Genomic DNA, 14,641 nt, shown 5'->3' on the forward strand with positions numbered 1-14,641 from the left:
GCAGCGCTAGACTTTAGTCCGGCTCTCACAATCCTGAATGCAGTTTCACTTGCCGAGATTGTCGTCGCCGTTATAGTCGCGCCCAATAGCTCAAAAGAGGCTTGTTTAAGAGGAGAGAAACAGAATGAATAACATACTCCCTGGTGCATTGCGGATATTCCTCGGTGCGGCAGCATTCGGCGTGCTGATGACCGGATCAGGCGCGGCACTTGCAGCAGATCCCATCAAGATCGGTGTGATCGCGGAAGCGCAGGCGATCGCCGGCGCGTCGATCCCGCAGGCTGCGCAGCTTGCCGCCGACGAGATCAATGCCAAGGGTGGCGTCGACGGCCGCAAGATCGAGATCATCTCCTACGACAACCACTCCTCATCCGCGGACTCGGTGCGCGCATTCCAGCGCGCGGTCAACGAGGACAAGGTCAACGCCGTCATCGCAAGCTATATCAGCGAAGTGGTGCTGGCGCTGGAGCCCTGGGCTTCGCGCCTGAAGACGCCGTTCGTCACGCCGGGTGCCGCCTCCAACGAGATCAGCAAGAGCGTTCACGCCGACTACGAGAAGAACAAGTACACCTTCCACGGCTATCTGACCTCGGCTGCCCTGGCGCTCTCGGTCTGCGACGCCGCCAAGGACCTGTTGGTCGACAAGATGCACATGAAGTCGGCGGTCATCATGAGCGAGGACGCCGCCTGGACCAAGCCGCTCGACGTCGGCTACGAAGAGTGCCTGCCCAAGATCGGGCTGAAGGTGCTCGACCACATCCGCTTCTCGCCCGATACCACGGACTTCACGCCGATCTTCAACAAGATCGAGAGCGCCAAGCCCGACGTGATCATCACCGGCATCTCGCATGTCGGCGTACAGCCGACGGTGCAGTGGAAGAACCAGCAGGTGCCGATTCCAATGTTCGGCATCTCCTCGCAGGCGACCAACGAGACATTCGGCAAGGACACCAACCAGGCCGCCGAGGGCGTGCTCTACCAGGGCGTCTCCGGCCCCGGCGTGGCGGTGACACCGAAGTCGGTGCCGTTCGCGGACGGTTTCCGGAAGAAGTACGGCAACTATCCGTCCTATGCCGGCTACACCGCCTATGACGAGGTCTACTACATCGCCGACGCCGTGAAACGGGCGGGCTCGACCGATGCCGACAAGCTGGTCGACGCGCTGGAGAAGACCGATTGGGAAGGCACCATCGGCCGCGTCCAGTTCTATGGCAAGGACGATCCGTTCACCCACTCCATCAAATATGGCAAGGGCCTGATCACCGGCCTGATGCTGCAATGGCAGGACGGCAAGCAGATTGCGGTCTGGCCGAAGGACGTCGCCAAGACCGACGTCAAGTTCCCGAGTTTCATCAAGCTCACGACCAACTAGTCGGAACTGCTCCCGGGCCACCTCCCGGGAGCTTTCACATGCGGCGTACGCAGCACCTTCTCTCCAAAGAGGCAGTGAGACTGCCTCTCGTAGATCAGATTGCCAGTCATAGATGCGAGCATTCCAGATTCTGATCGATGGCTTCGCCATCAGCGCCCTCTACGCTCTCGGAGCCACCGGATTCACGCTGATCTTCGGCGTCTCCGGCGTGCTCAACCTCTCCCACGGGGCCATCATGGTGGCCGCAGCAGTGGCGGCCTGGGCCGCCGCCAGCATCCTGCATGTCGACACCTATTTCGGCGCCCTGATCGGCGTGGCCGTCGCTCTCGTCACCGCCTTCGCCACCTACTTCGCAGTGGTGAAGCCAATCCAGGATTCCCGCCGCATCCCCAATGAGGAAAAGGAGATCTTCGTACTCACCGGCACGCTGCTCTGGGGCATCATGATCCAGGAGCTGATCGCCTATTTCTTCACCAACAACGCCAAGACCGTGCTGCCGATCGTCGAGGGCGTCGTCGACATTCTCGGTGTGCGCACGCCGCGCAACGAGATCTTCACCGCGGTGGTGTGCTGCCTCGTCATCGCGCTCCTGTGGCTGCTGGTGAACCGCACCCGCACCGGCAAGGCGGTGCTGGCCGCATCGATGAATCCGCGCGGCGTCACCCTGCTCGGCCTCGAGCTCACCAACATCTACATCGTCGTGTGGGCGATCTACGGCATCCTCGCCGGGATCGCCGGCGTGCTGCTCGGGATGTTCTTGGGAGTCAGTTCCTACAGCGTCGGGCCGCTGACGGCGAGCGCGTTCTCGATCGTCGTGCTCGGCGGCCTCGGCAGCGTCTCCGGGTCGCTGATCGCGGCATTCGTGGTCGGCTATCTCGAAACCATCACGGCCTATCTGGTCTCGCCCGCCTATCGCACCATTCCGGCCCTTCTGCTTTTGGTGGTCGTCATGTACATCCGGCCCCAGGGCCTTCTGGGGAGGCGCTGAGATGTCCGGATTTTTCACCTCACGCCTGTTCTTCGTTTCGCTCGCGCTCGTCCTGATCGCAGCAACGCTGCCGCTCTACGTCTCCGGCTATGTGCTCGGGCTACTCACCGTCGCGTTCTATTTCGGCGTCTTCGCGATGGCCTGGGACCTGTTGTTCGGCTTCGCTGGCGAGGTCAACTTCGGACCGACGTTCCTAATCGGCGTCGGCGCCTACACCGCCGGCATTCTCAACAACCAGTTCGGCTGGTCGGTCTATCTCTGCATCGTGCTCGGCGCGCTCGCCTCCGTCATCGCCGGCCTCGTACTGGCGCTGCCGGCCCTCAGGGTGCGGGGTCCGTATTTCGGCCTGACGACGCTGGTTGCGGTGCTCATGCTCCAGAACTTCATCGTGGTATTCGCCGATCTCACCGGCGGCGAGATCGGGCTGACCATTCCCGATGTCATCACCATCGACGCGGGCGCCAATTACTGGATCGCGCTCGGCTTCATGACGATCTCGGCGGCGATCCTCTACGGGCTGTCGCAATCGCCGATCGGGCTCGTGCTGCAGGCAAGTGGCCAGGACCCGGTGCAGGCCGGCGCCCTCGGCTTCAACATCGTCAAGCACAAGCTGGCCGCGTTCGTCGTCAGCGCGTTTTTCTCGGGACTGTCAGGCGCGCTGCTGGTGTTCTATTTCGGCACGGCCTCGGTCGGCACCGTGGTCGACGTCGCGGTCGGCGTCAATGTCATCGTCTCGGCCGTGCTCGGCGGCCGGCGCACCGTGCTCGGCGCGGCATTAGGCGCGATCTTCCTGATCGTCGCGGGCGAGTTCTTGAGGCCGACTGGCGAGCTCGCGACCTTCATCGTCTCGGCAGTCGCGCTGCTTGTGGTGCTTTTCTTCCCCGGCGGTTTCCTCGGAGCGGCCCTGTCACGCGAGGCGCGTTCATAATGGATCAGACCGTCACCACCACATCCGTTCTCGCCGTTCGTGGCCTGACCAAGCGGTTCGGCGGTCTGACGGCCGTGAAGAATCTCAGCTTCGACCTGCGTGGCGGCGAGATTTTTGGCCTGATCGGGCCAAACGGTTCGGGCAAGTCCACCGCGATGAAGAGCGTGATGGGCATCGAGCGCCCGAGCGCGGGCGAAGTGATCTTCGAAGGCGCGAACGTCGCCGGCCTTCCCGCGCACAAGATCGCGCGCAAGGGCTTTGGCATGGTGTTCCAGCACTCGCGGCCGCTGAACCGGCAGACCGTGCTGGAGAACATCATGGTCGCGTTGTTGCCGGACAGCCTGTTCATGCTGTTTCCGGACAAGGCGCTGGTTGAGCGGGCCAAATGGATCGCCGACCGCGTCGGACTTGGCGCCGTGATGAATCGCCGGCCGCCGACGCTGCCTTTTGCCGATCTGCGCCGGCTCGAGCTTGCCAAGGCGATCGCCCGCGACCCGAAGGTGGTGCTGGTCGACGAGCCCTTCGCCGGGCTGACGCGGGCCGAGGTCGACGTCTTCTCCAACCTGATCCGCAGCTTTCGCGCTGAAGGCCGCGCGGTGATGCTGGTGGATCACAACGTCAAGGGCGTCGCCGCGCTCGTCGACCGCGTGCTCGCGATGTATCTCGGCGAGGAGATCGTCACCGGCAAGGCCGACGAGGTGATGAAGAACGAGACCGTGCGGCGGGTCTATCTCGGCGGCGCCATCGAGACCCATGCGCGGCCCGAGACCACCTTCAAGGACAAGGTGCCGCTGCTGCAGGTGGAAAACGTCAGCGTTCATTATGGCAAGGCGCAGGCGCTGGAGAACGTCTCGATCCACGTCCACGAGGGCGAGTTCGTCTCCATCGTCGGCCTGAACGGCGCCGGCAAGACCACGCTGTTCAACACAATCTCCGGCTTCCTGCCCTATGACGGCGAGATCCTGCGCAGCGGGGAAAAGCTGCGTGGCACGAGCGCGGCAAAAATCGCGCGCAGCGGGCTCGTGCAGTGCCCGGAATCGCGCGAGCTATTCGGCGAGATGACGGTGCGGGAAAACCTCGATCTCGGCGGCCAGCATCTCACCGACGAGGCTCGCGCGGCGCAGCTTGCGTGGCTTTTCGAGCTGTTCCCGATTCTGAAAGAACGCCAGGGCCAGTTGGCGCAGACGCTCTCCGGCGGCGAGCAGCAGATGCTCGCGATCGGCCGCGCGCTGATGATGCAGCCGCAAATCCTGATCCTGGACGAGCCGACCCTGGGGCTCGCGCCCGTCATCCTCGAGCAATTGTCCAAGGCACTGGAGAAGCTGCGGCAGACCACGTCGATCACCGTGCTGCTCGGCGAGCAGAACGTGACCTTCGCCCTTCCCCACGCCGACCGCGTCTATGTGCTCGAGCATGCGCGGATTGTCTGGGAAGGAGATCCTGGACGGTTCGCGGCGGAAGCCGGCGCCGGATATCTGTGACGATTGCCATAACGGTAACAAGCAAAGGGAGACGACCATGCGACTACCGACGTGTCCGAGCAATGCCCTCCTTCTCGCTTCTGCGCTGGCGCTGTGCCTCGCAGCGCCCGCTTATGCGCAGTCCAATGATCCCATCAAGATCGGCGTCATCGCCGAGGTACAGTCGATCGCGGGTGCGGCGACGCCGGGCGGCGCGCAGATCGCCGCTGACGAGATAAATGCCAAGGGCGGTGTGCTCGGCCGCAAGATCGAGATCGTCACCTACGACAACAAGAGCTCTTCGGCCGATTCCGTCCGCGCGTTCCAGCGTGCGGTGAGCGAGGACAAGGTTTCCGCGGTGATCGCAAGCTATATCAGCGAGGTCGTGCTGGCGCTCGAGCCGTGGGCGGCACGGCTGAAGATGCCGTTGATCACGCCGGGCGCTGCGTCGAACGAGATCACCAAGGCGATCCATAATGACTACGACAAGAACAAATATACATTCCACGGCTACCTGACCTCTGCCGCGCAGGCGCAGCTCGTCTGTGATGCCGCAAAGGATCTGCTCGTCGACCAGCTCAAGTTCAAGACGGTCGCGATCATGAGCGAGGATGCTGCCTGGACCAAGCCGCTCGACGTCGGTTACGAAGCCTGTCTGCCCAAGGCCGGCCTGAAGGTCGTCGAGCATGTACGCTTCTCGCCTGACACCACCGACTTCACGCCGATCTTCAACAACATGGAGAGCAAGAAGCCGGACGTGATCGTGACCGGCATCTCGCATGTCGGCGTGCAGCCGACGGTGCAGTGGAAGAACCAGCAGGTGCCGATCCCGATGTTCGGCATCAGCGCGCAGGCCTTGAGCCCGACCTTCTGGAATGACACCAACGGCGCGGCCGACGGCGTGCCATCGCTGGCGGTCGCAACGCCCGACGTCGCGGTGACGCCGAGGACGAAACCGTTCGCGGCGGCCTTCAAGGCCAAGTTCGGCACGCCGCCGGCCTATACCGGCTATACCGCCTATGACGAGGTCTACATCATCACGGATGCAATCAAGCGCGCCGGCTCGACCGATCCGGACAAGATGGTTGCCGAGCTGGAGAAGACCGACTTCGAGGGCACGATCGGTCGCATCCAGTTCTATGGCAAGAGCGACGAGTTCACCCACGGCATCAAGTCGGGCCCCGGTGCGGTGACCGGCCTGGTCTTCCAGTGGCAGGACGGCAAGCAGATCACGGTCTGGCCGCAGAAGATCGCGGAAGGGAAGCTCAAGTTTCCCAACTTCGTGAAACTGTCGCAGTAACGGCTGTACCCACTCAAACACGTCATGCCCGGGCTCGTCCCGGGCATTTGCATTCTTTTCTCAGCACGTTGCTCCGATGAAGCGCCACTTGCAAATTTCGCAGGGTCGATCAGAGTGACCGTCAACAGCACGCAGGCGTCTCAGAACCTGCGGCGCGCAGTGCGCTATGGCTAGGGGACGCGCCCGACGACTAGGCGCGTCCCAAGTTATCATCGCGGAGGACCCATGCTCCCCTATGTCACCCACGACCCGCGGTTCGAGCGGCTCGTCATCGGTCATGTCAATATCGAAAAGCTTTTCACTGGCTGCCGCTGGGCCGAAGGCCCAGCCTATTTCCCGGCCGGTCGCTACCTCGTCTGGTCCGACATTCCCAACAACCGGATGATGCGGTTTGACGAGACCGATGCATCGGTGTCGGTGTTCCGCTCGCCCAGCTTCAACTCCAACGGCAATACGACCGATCGCCAGGGACGGCTGGTCAGCTGCGAGCATTTCATGAGGCGCGTCACCCGCACCGAGCACGACGGCTCGGTCACCGTGCTGGCCGACCAGTTCGATGGCCGCCGGCTCAACTCGCCCAACGACGTCGTGGTCAAGTCCGACGACTCGATCTGGTTCTCCGATCCGACCTACGGCATCGACAGCGACTACGAGGGGCAGCAGAGCCCGTCCGAGATCGGCGCCAGCAACGTCTACCGGATCGACGGCAGCACCGGCGCCATCACGCGCGTCGTGTCCGACCGGGTGCAACCCAACGGACTGGCCTTCTCGCCCGACGAGACGCGGCTCTACGTCGCCGACACCGGCGCCACGCATGTCCCCGGGCTGCCCGCGACGATCTGGTCCTACAAGGTGGAGGGACAGCAGACGTCCGGAGACGCCACACTGTTCGCCACCTGTCAGGAGGGTCTCTACGACGGCTTCCGCTGCGACATCCACGGCAATATCTGGACGTCGGCAGGCCGCAGCGTGTTCTGTTACGCGCCTGATGGCACGCATATCGGCACGGTTCCGGTCGGTGAAATCGTCGCCAACGTGTGCTTCGGCGGCCCGCGCCGCAACCGGCTCTACATCTGCGGCCAGACTTCGCTCTACTCGATCTATCTCAACACGCGCGCGGCAGTTTAGGGAGTGCCGCGAAGCTCGGCGCAACCACACAAAAAAATATCGAAAACAACCCCATGCAAAGTAGCCGGTGGCGAACGGCGTGATGATTTACGATTTTGCGAAATCATTTGACACGTCGGGCAAATCAGGGGCATGATGCCATCATCGGGCCGTGGGATCAGACGTAGCTTGGGGTTGCAGGGAGAAGGCTGTTCTCCTCGCTGTTCAGGCTGTCCGCGACGGCTTGTGGCCGCCATTCGCGCGAGCGGTGTTACACGGCTACTCGCGCTGCATAGTGCGAGGCATCGTGTCTGCCGGCTTGATGCGCGTCGGCGTGCGGAGCGCTCGCGCGCTCTTTGATGTGGTCCGCAACAAACTCTGCATCTCGTCCGACGCCGACAAACCGGCCCGAGCCCCAGGTGTGGAGCCATGGCAATCCGATGACATAGGCGCCGTCGACCGACGTGATGCCTCGCTTGTGGGTTGGATAACCGGTGCCATCGAACATCGGCAGGTCGACCCACGACCAATCGGACCGGAAGCCGGTCGTCCAGATGATGCTGGTGATGCCGCTCTCTGCGAGATCGAGCTCCGTCGGCGCCGCAATGGGAGACCACACGGGTTCATAGTGAGGCGTCACAGGCGCCGCGATTTTATTCTTGGCGATGTGTTCGTCGATCAGTCGGCAGATGCCATTGTACACCCGATCGGCATTGTCGAGATTGGCCTGAAGATCATCGCCAAGCTGCAAGGATGTCCCGTGGCCGTCCCCGAGACGACCGTAGAGCTTCATACCCTCGAGGGCGAATTTGCGCAGGTCGATGTCGCGGCCCCCGTCCCGTCCGGTCAAATAGTGGTTGGCGTTCTTGCGAACCCCGTCTTTGAGCGAATGCTGATCGACCGGCAGGTTATACTGGCCGAGATCGTCAAGCCAGTCGACCGCATCGCGGCCGCGATAGAAGCGCGGGCATCGCGGCGCGCTGCCGACGGCCAGATGCACCTTGCGGCCGCCCAGATGCAGGTCTTCGGCGATCTGACAGCCCGATTGCCCGCTTCCCACCACGAGGATCTCGCCCGGTGGCAACTGAACCGGTTTGCGGTAGGCCGATGAATGGATCTGCGTGATAGCTGGATCGAGGCGCTGCGCAAACGGCGGCACTTTCGGGATGTGATAGCCGCTGACGGCCAGCACGACGTGGTCAGCGGCGATCTCGCCGGCGTTCGTCTCGAGCCTGAATCCGCGACCTGCCTGCCTCAGCCGCGTGACGGCGACACCTTCGCGGATCGGCGCACCGATGTGTTTCGCAAAATCCTCGATATAGGAGACGATCTCGTCGCGCAGCATGAAACCGTGCGGATCCTTGCCGGTGTAAGGAAAGCCGGGAAGCTGGCACTGCCAGTTCGGCGTCACGAGGCAGAACGCGTCCCAGCGCTGCGTCTTCCAGGAATGGGCGATGGTGTTCTTCTCCAACACGACATGCCCGATGCCGTGCTTCTTGAGCTGCGCGCTCATCGCAAGGCCGGCCTGGCCGCCGCCGATCACGACGACCGGATAGTGAGTATGAAGGTCAGACATGATCAGCTCCTGCTATTCTTCGAACGAGACGATGGTGACGGACGCTCCGGGCGTGGCCTCGAACCGGGTTGCCATTGCTTCGATGTGGGCCAGCTGCCCGAGCGCGCGCGAGCAGAGAAAGCCGTACCTCTCGCGGACGCGCTCAGCGCGATGGTCAGCGCGGTGCGGCTGCGCTCGCGGAATTCGGCGAGCGTATAGGTCGCGCCCGGGACGAAATGATCCTTGATGACGAGCGAGGGCGAATAGCAGGCCTCAATTCGCGCATCGGGCCAACGCACGTTGAAGTGCATCTCAGGCATAGTGCACCTCGCACATGTCCTGATAGGTCGGCACGTGAGCCTTGGCGGTACGGCTCCAGTCATGACGCCGGACGAGTCTGGTGCCGTTCGCGATCAGACGCGAGCGAAGGGGGTCCGTGAGCGCACTGAGGACAGCGTCCGCGATCGAGCCCGCGTGATGCGGATCGCACCAGGCGACGTCGTCGGGGCCAAGATATTCCGTGAATGGCTCAATGTGCGACACCACCGCCGGCACGCCGCTGGCCATCGCTTCCAGCACCGCCAGGCCAAAGCCTTCGCGCAAGGACGGAAACACCAACGCATCGGCAAGGCGATAGAGCGACGGCATTTCGGCATCCATCAAGGGGCCGGTCTCGATCACGGCGTCCGCCGGCAATCCGGCATCCCGCAGCCGTGACTTGAACTGTTGCCGGTAGAGGCCATGGTCGAGAAGCGAAGCGCCGCCCGCGATGACGACCTGCGCGGACCGGTGCACGGCGTGCACCTGCCGGAAGGCATCGAGAATGCCGAGCGTATTCTTGCGCTGCTCGACGCCGCCGATCGAGAGCAGGATCGGGGCTCCGCGAAGGCCGAGCCGGGCGCGCAGCACCTCGTCGGCGGATGCCGACGCGGCCGAATAGCACACCGTGTCGACACCGTTGCCGACCAGCGTCGCCGTACGGGACATCTCTGTCTTCAGTTGCTCCTGCCAAAATCGGCTGACGACGAACAGGCCGTCGGCGCGGACGATCGAGCGACGGTCGAGCTCGCAGAGCCGTTCGTCCCCGAACGCATCGATGTGATGGACCGTACGCACATAGCGCCGGATCAGGCCGCGCTGCTTCAGCGTCGCGAGCGCATTGCCGGAGATGCCGTCCTGGGCGTGGAAGACGTCATACTGCCGATGCGCCAAATCCTCGAAATGCCTGACATAGTCCGCAATGCGCGTTTCGACCATCGCAACGACGTCGCCCGAGACGGGCGATGCAGGCACTGAGCACGTCGAGGCGACGGTGCGGCGGAAGAAGCCTCTGCCTGTGGGGTCGGGTGCGTGCACGACCGGCCTATGGCCGAGCTGCGCCAGAGCGTCCGCAAGCGCGAGCGCGTGGACCACGCCACCCCGTGGATTGATCGAGTGCGTGAGGATCGCGATGCGAAGCTGGGACGAACCGCCACTCATGCCACGCTCCGTTGCGGGCTGCTCTGGCGAGGCGCACAGCCGATCAGCGGCTGCTCCGAAAAATCCCAGACCGTTGCGCGGCCGGAAGCCGTGTGAATGTCGACGGTCGCTCCAGCAGCAACCTCCCCGATGTCCGCTGCCGCGATGCCGCGTCGCTGAAAGCGCGAGATCGTCTCATCGACGTATTCGGGCTTCACCGACAGGAGATAGCCGAAGCTGGGGAACGTCAGCAGCCAGCGTTCGAGCGGTGCACCGGCGGGAATCGGAATCGCATCAACATCCAGCGTGATGGCGACCTGCGAGCACTCGGCGAGCATCGCCGCGGTCCCGACGATACCGCCCTGGCTGATGTCCTTGGCGGCGAGCGCGAGCCCGGACTCGGCGATGGACGGAAGGATTTCCAGATCGCCGCGGAGCCGCTCCGCGGGCGCGTCGGTCGCAGCTTCCCAATTCGCGAATGGCTCGCGATAACGGCCGCGCAGATCGATCGCCGCGATGAGCTTGTCACCGGCCCGAGCGTCGAAGCTGGTGAGAACCCTTTTGGCACGGCCGAGAATTGCGACGGCAAACTGACTTTGGCTGCTGCGCACATTGGTGTGCCCGCCGATGACGGGTACGCCAAAGGTTTTTGCGGCGGCCTTCAATCCTTCGAGAATGGGCGCTGCCTTGTCCGCACCATTGGACCAGATCGCGTTGACGATCGCGGTCGGCCGTCCGCCCATCGCGGCGACGTCGGAAATGTTGACCATGGCGCCGCACCAGCCGGCGAACCAGGGATCGGCGGCAACGAATTCGTTCATGAAGCCTTCGATGGCGAACAGAGTGTAGCCGTCGCCATCCGGGATGGCCGCACAGTCATCACCCACCGCGATGGCGTCGCTGCCCGACAGATCGAGCGCGGCCGCGACGGCCGCAATGTCGGCCTTCGCCGCGATGCCGCGACTTCGGCGGAGCCTTTCGGCAAGACTTTTGAGTGCGGCATCCGTCAGCATGATCAGGCCGCCAGTCTTGCAAGCGACAGGAAGCCGGTCTCGGGCGTCCGGAACGGCGGATAGTGATCGAGGTCGGCTTCCATCCGATGGTGCGGCCGGCCATGGAGCTCGAATTCGCCCAGCGAATGCCAGTGCATGTGCTGGAACAAAAGCGCGTTCTGGCTCTGCACATTCGCAAGGAAGCGCCGGCAGCCACGCGCGTGCGCAGAGGAGACGGCGAGCCGGATCAGGCCAGCCCCGACGGCACTGAGCCGGCGATAGTTCTTTTCGACGGCAAGCCGGGAGCCCCACCAGACATCCGCTTCGTGTTCGTCGGCGTGAATGCGCACGGTGCCGACGACATCATCCTCGACCACACCAAGCAGTGACACGGCGACGAGCGGAATGGCGACGTCGTCGACCGGGTCGCGATCATCGCCTGAAAAGACGTGCTGCTCTTCGCAGAAGACCTTGCGCCGCAAAGCGGTAGCGGCAGCGAGCTCCCAGGTTTCGGTTACGAACTTGACCTGGAATTCGGGTGCGATGAACGGTTTGAACGGCTCGAATATCATGCGCTTGCTCCGCGCTCATAGGTTGATAGTGCCGAGCAGGCTCCGCATTTGCCGCAGCCTGCCTTGATGTCGATTGCGCGCAAACCGCCCACGCGCAGCATTTCGGCGAGCGGGCGCAGGATCTCGTGCATGAACGCCGGAGACGGCGTCGGATGGCTCTCCAGCGGCGTGCCGGCGATCGGCACGAACGGGACGACGAAGGGATAGACGCCGATATCGATGAGCCGGCGCGATAGCGCGAGAATTTCAGAAGGCTCATCGCCAAGCCCGGCGAGGATGTAGGTCGAGACCTGGCCGCGCCCGAAGACCGGGACGGCAGCAGCGAAAGCGTCCATATAGGCCTCGATCGACACCTGCGCCTTGCCCGGCATGATCCTCTGGCGCACGTCAGGCCCGATGACTTCCAGATGCATGCCGAGCGCGTCGACGCCTGCATCCTTCATGCGCTGGAACCAGGCGATATCATCCGGCGGCTCGCATTGCGCCTGGATCGGCAGGTCAACGGCGGCTTTTATGGCCTGCGCACTTTCCGCAAGGATGCCGGCGCCGCGGTCGGACGTATGTGGCGTACCCGTCGTCATGACCATGTGGCGAACACCGTCGAGCTCGACAGCCACCTTTGCGACTTCTGCAAGCTGCGCCGGTGTCTTGCGCTCGACCGTGCGTCCCGCCGCGAGCGACTGGCCGATGGCGCAGAACTGGCAGGTCTTGGTGCGACTCTGGTAACGAATGCAGGTTTGCAGCACGGTCGTGGCGAGCACGTCGCGCCCGTGCAGCGTCGCGATCTTCCAGAAGGGAATGCCGTCCTCGGTCACGCGGTCGTAGAATTTTGGCCGCAGCGGAAACGAGACGTCTGCGAGCGCCACGCCGTCGCGCGAGATGCGGCTGCGCCCGGCCTCGTCCGGCCGCTCGACGAGATAGGGACTCTCGAAGGCCGGCGCATTGTGGACCGGAATCATCACGGTCGCGCCGTCGATCGTGAACGGCGTATGGTCCGACGGCCCGGCACCGCCGCGGCGGCCGGTGGCCCCGGTCTTGGGATCAGCGAGCCGGACTCCGAAGGACTGCAATTCGTTGATCAGCTGCTCGGTCGGGATCGCCTTGGGTTGCGGCATCTGCGGTCTCATCTGATTGGTCTCCCGGAATGGGCATGAGGCGGTTCGGGTGAAGGCCGTGCATGGGGCGCGCGGGGCGGTCGTTCAGCACCAGCGACAAAAGCTCCGGCCGGGCGTAGTGCCCGACCGAGTCCATCATCCGTTTGCGCTTGGTGATCAGCGCGAGATCGAGATCGGCGACGAGGATCCCCTCGCCGCTGGTTAGCGGCGGCACCAGATGATTGCCTTCCGGCGATACGATCGCGGTCATGCAGCCGCCGCGGAGGCCTTTGCGCAGGCCTTCCTCGGGCGAGATTTTCGCAATCTGCTCCTCGGTCAGCCATCCGGTGGCGTTGACGACGAAGCATCCGCTTTCCAGCGCGTGATGCCGGATTGTCACCTCGATCTGGTCGGCAAAGACCTGACCGACCAGCGATCCCGGAAACTGCGCGGCGTGGATTTCTTCATGCTGGGCCATCAGCGCGTAGCGGGCCAGCGGATTATAGTGCTCCCAGCAGGCCAGCGCGCCGACACGGCCAACCGCAGTCTCGATCACCTTCAACCCCGCGCCATCGCCCTGCCCCCAGATCATGCGCTCGTGGAACGTCGGGGTGATCTTGCGGCGCTTGAGCAGCAGGGCGCCGTTCGCATCGAACACGAGCTGGGTGTTGTAGAGCGAACCGTGATCGCGCTCGTTGACGCCGAGCACCACCACCATGCCGTGACGCCTGGCCGCCTGTCCCACCGCATCCGTGACGGGACCGGGCACGACGACGGCGTTGTCGTAGAGCTGGATATGCTCGGCGCCGCTCAGGACCGGCGGACGAACGAAGGAGAAATACGGGTACCAGGGAACGAACGTCTCCGGAAAAACGGCGAACTCGACTCCTTTGCCGGCGGCCTCTGCGATGGCGGCCAGAATCCGGTCAACCGTTCCGGTCGGCGTGTCCAGATCCGGCGCGATCTGAATCGCGCCAGCTCGGACCGTACGTTTCGCTGTCACTGTGCTTCCTCCCTCGTCCGTCGTGTGGGCCAACCGAGGTCAGACGGTCCAGGTGTGGATCATGAACGCGTCGTCCCTGCGATGAAGCAGGATGAGATCGAGCACATCGAGCGGATTGATCGGACGGATGCCGGGAATGAGCGACGGCTCGCCATGGCCGTAAAGCGCTTGCAGCGCGAACCGGCAGGCATAGACCTTGCCGCCTTCATCCATGAACTTTGCAAGCTGATTGTTGAAGTTCTGCGCGCCGGGAAACGCTTCGTCACCGATCTTCGGGAAGCCACGCTGAATGCCGAGCGTGACGCCGGGACCATAAAGCAGAACCGAGGTCTCGAAGCCCTTCCGCTTCAGGCGCAGCGCCTGGAGAATGTTGACGAGACCGATGGAGCCCTCGAACGCGACGGTGTGGAAGGTGACCAGCGCCTTCTCACCCGGCTTTGCTTTGATGTCCTCGAAAACCTTCTCTTCGTAATCGACAAGAAAGTCGCCCTTCTGTCGCGCGGGCATGTTCACTGCTGGCATAGACACCTCCTGTTCACGTCCGGGCCTCCCGGATCGAGATCAGGTTTTTGCAATCAATGTGCCAAGCGACGTTCTGCATTACAAATCATCACAACATACAATTTGCATCCAATTATGCAGTCATGGTTGACTGGAGACCTGACTGGATTTGGATATGCCTCCACTGCGCGTGAAAAAACTGCCTGAAAAATGCTGTGCAGCGCGCTTGATCGTTGTGCAATCCATTCCGCGGAGCGGAGACCTCAGGCGATGCGGAGGTGCGACGCAATTGCGTTGAAACTTGCAACAAT

General features: G+C 63.3%; 13 protein-coding genes and 1 pseudogene. 6 read left to right on the forward strand and 8 right to left on the reverse strand.

The window, feature by feature from the left end:
• Positions 1 to 187: 187 nt before the first annotated feature.
• The 6 genes from SO139_RS25730 to SO139_RS25755 all read left to right on the forward strand — a co-directional run bounded on the left by SO139_RS25730 (position 188) and on the right by SO139_RS25755 (position 7,176).
• Positions 188 to 1,372 carry an ABC transporter substrate-binding protein gene (locus tag SO139_RS25730; RefSeq protein WP_449379010.1) on the forward strand — a complete coding sequence of 395 codons (1,185 nt, stop codon included), beginning with the start codon at positions 188 to 190 and terminating at the stop codon, positions 1,370 to 1,372.
• Between the two features lie 112 nt (positions 1,373 to 1,484).
• Positions 1,485 to 2,360: a branched-chain amino acid ABC transporter permease gene (locus SO139_RS25735; protein ID WP_449378971.1), complete on the forward strand. Its 876-nt coding sequence runs from the start codon at positions 1,485 to 1,487 to the stop codon at positions 2,358 to 2,360.
• 1 nt (position 2,361) lies between these two features.
• A complete protein-coding gene (locus tag SO139_RS25740) occupies positions 2,362 to 3,288 on the forward strand; it encodes a branched-chain amino acid ABC transporter permease (protein ID WP_449378972.1) in 927 nt (308 codons plus the stop codon).
• Positions 3,288 to 4,769, forward strand: coding sequence for an ATP-binding cassette domain-containing protein (locus SO139_RS25745; RefSeq protein WP_449378973.1), 1,482 nt, complete (start codon positions 3,288 to 3,290; stop codon positions 4,767 to 4,769). Before SO139_RS25740 ends, SO139_RS25745 begins: the two co-directional genes overlap by 1 nt.
• Positions 4,770 to 4,806: 37 nt before the next feature.
• Entirely contained in the window at positions 4,807 to 6,048 is a 1,242-nt protein-coding gene (locus SO139_RS25750; protein ID WP_449378974.1) for an ABC transporter substrate-binding protein, read from the forward strand.
• Between the two features lie 225 nt (positions 6,049 to 6,273).
• Positions 6,274 to 7,176, forward strand: a complete 903-nt coding sequence (locus SO139_RS25755) for an SMP-30/gluconolactonase/LRE family protein (protein WP_449378975.1) — start codon at positions 6,274 to 6,276, stop codon at positions 7,174 to 7,176.
• 250 nt (positions 7,177 to 7,426) lie between these two features.
• On the opposite strand, the gene SO139_RS25760 is transcribed toward SO139_RS25755, so the two are convergent.
• The 8 genes and pseudogenes from SO139_RS25760 to SO139_RS25795 all read right to left on the reverse strand — a co-directional run bounded on the left by SO139_RS25760 (position 7,427) and on the right by SO139_RS25795 (position 14,351).
• Positions 7,427 to 8,731: an MSMEG_0569 family flavin-dependent oxidoreductase gene (locus tag SO139_RS25760; protein ID WP_449378976.1), complete on the reverse strand. Its 1,305-nt coding sequence runs from the start codon at positions 8,729 to 8,731 to the stop codon at positions 7,427 to 7,429.
• Positions 8,732 to 8,743: 12 nt separating this feature from the next.
• Positions 8,744 to 9,030, reverse strand: a pseudogene (locus tag SO139_RS25765) (MSMEG_0570 family nitrogen starvation response protein).
• Complete coding sequence (locus SO139_RS25770) at positions 9,023 to 10,189, reverse strand: MSMEG_0565 family glycosyltransferase (protein WP_449378978.1); 1,167 nt, start codon at positions 10,187 to 10,189, stop codon at positions 9,023 to 9,025. Before SO139_RS25770 ends, SO139_RS25765 begins: the two are co-directional and overlap by 8 nt.
• Positions 10,186 to 11,181, reverse strand: a complete 996-nt coding sequence (locus SO139_RS25775; protein WP_449378979.1) for a sll0787 family AIR synthase-like protein — start codon at positions 11,179 to 11,181, stop codon at positions 10,186 to 10,188. The genes SO139_RS25770 and SO139_RS25775 overlap by 4 nt, the downstream gene beginning before the upstream one ends.
• A 2-nt stretch (positions 11,182 to 11,183) precedes the next feature.
• Positions 11,184 to 11,732 carry an MSMEG_0567/Sll0786 family nitrogen starvation N-acetyltransferase gene (locus tag SO139_RS25780; protein ID WP_449378980.1) on the reverse strand — a complete coding sequence of 183 codons (549 nt, stop codon included), beginning with the start codon at positions 11,730 to 11,732 and terminating at the stop codon, positions 11,184 to 11,186.
• A complete protein-coding gene (locus SO139_RS25785) occupies positions 11,729 to 12,847 on the reverse strand; it encodes an MSMEG_0568 family radical SAM protein (RefSeq protein ID WP_474799155.1) in 1,119 nt (372 codons plus the stop codon). Before SO139_RS25785 ends, SO139_RS25780 begins: the two co-directional genes overlap by 4 nt.
• Positions 12,774 to 13,829, reverse strand: a complete 1,056-nt coding sequence (locus tag SO139_RS25790) for a Nit6803 family nitrilase (protein ID WP_449378982.1) — start codon at positions 13,827 to 13,829, stop codon at positions 12,774 to 12,776. The genes SO139_RS25785 and SO139_RS25790 overlap by 74 nt, the downstream gene beginning before the upstream one ends.
• Before the next feature lie 39 nt (positions 13,830 to 13,868).
• Complete coding sequence (locus SO139_RS25795; RefSeq protein ID WP_449378983.1) at positions 13,869 to 14,351, reverse strand: MSMEG_0572/Sll0783 family nitrogen starvation response protein; 483 nt, start codon at positions 14,349 to 14,351, stop codon at positions 13,869 to 13,871.
• Positions 14,352 to 14,641 lie beyond the last annotated feature (290 nt).

It is taken from the genome of Bradyrhizobium sp. UFLA05-89 (assembly GCF_059803475.1).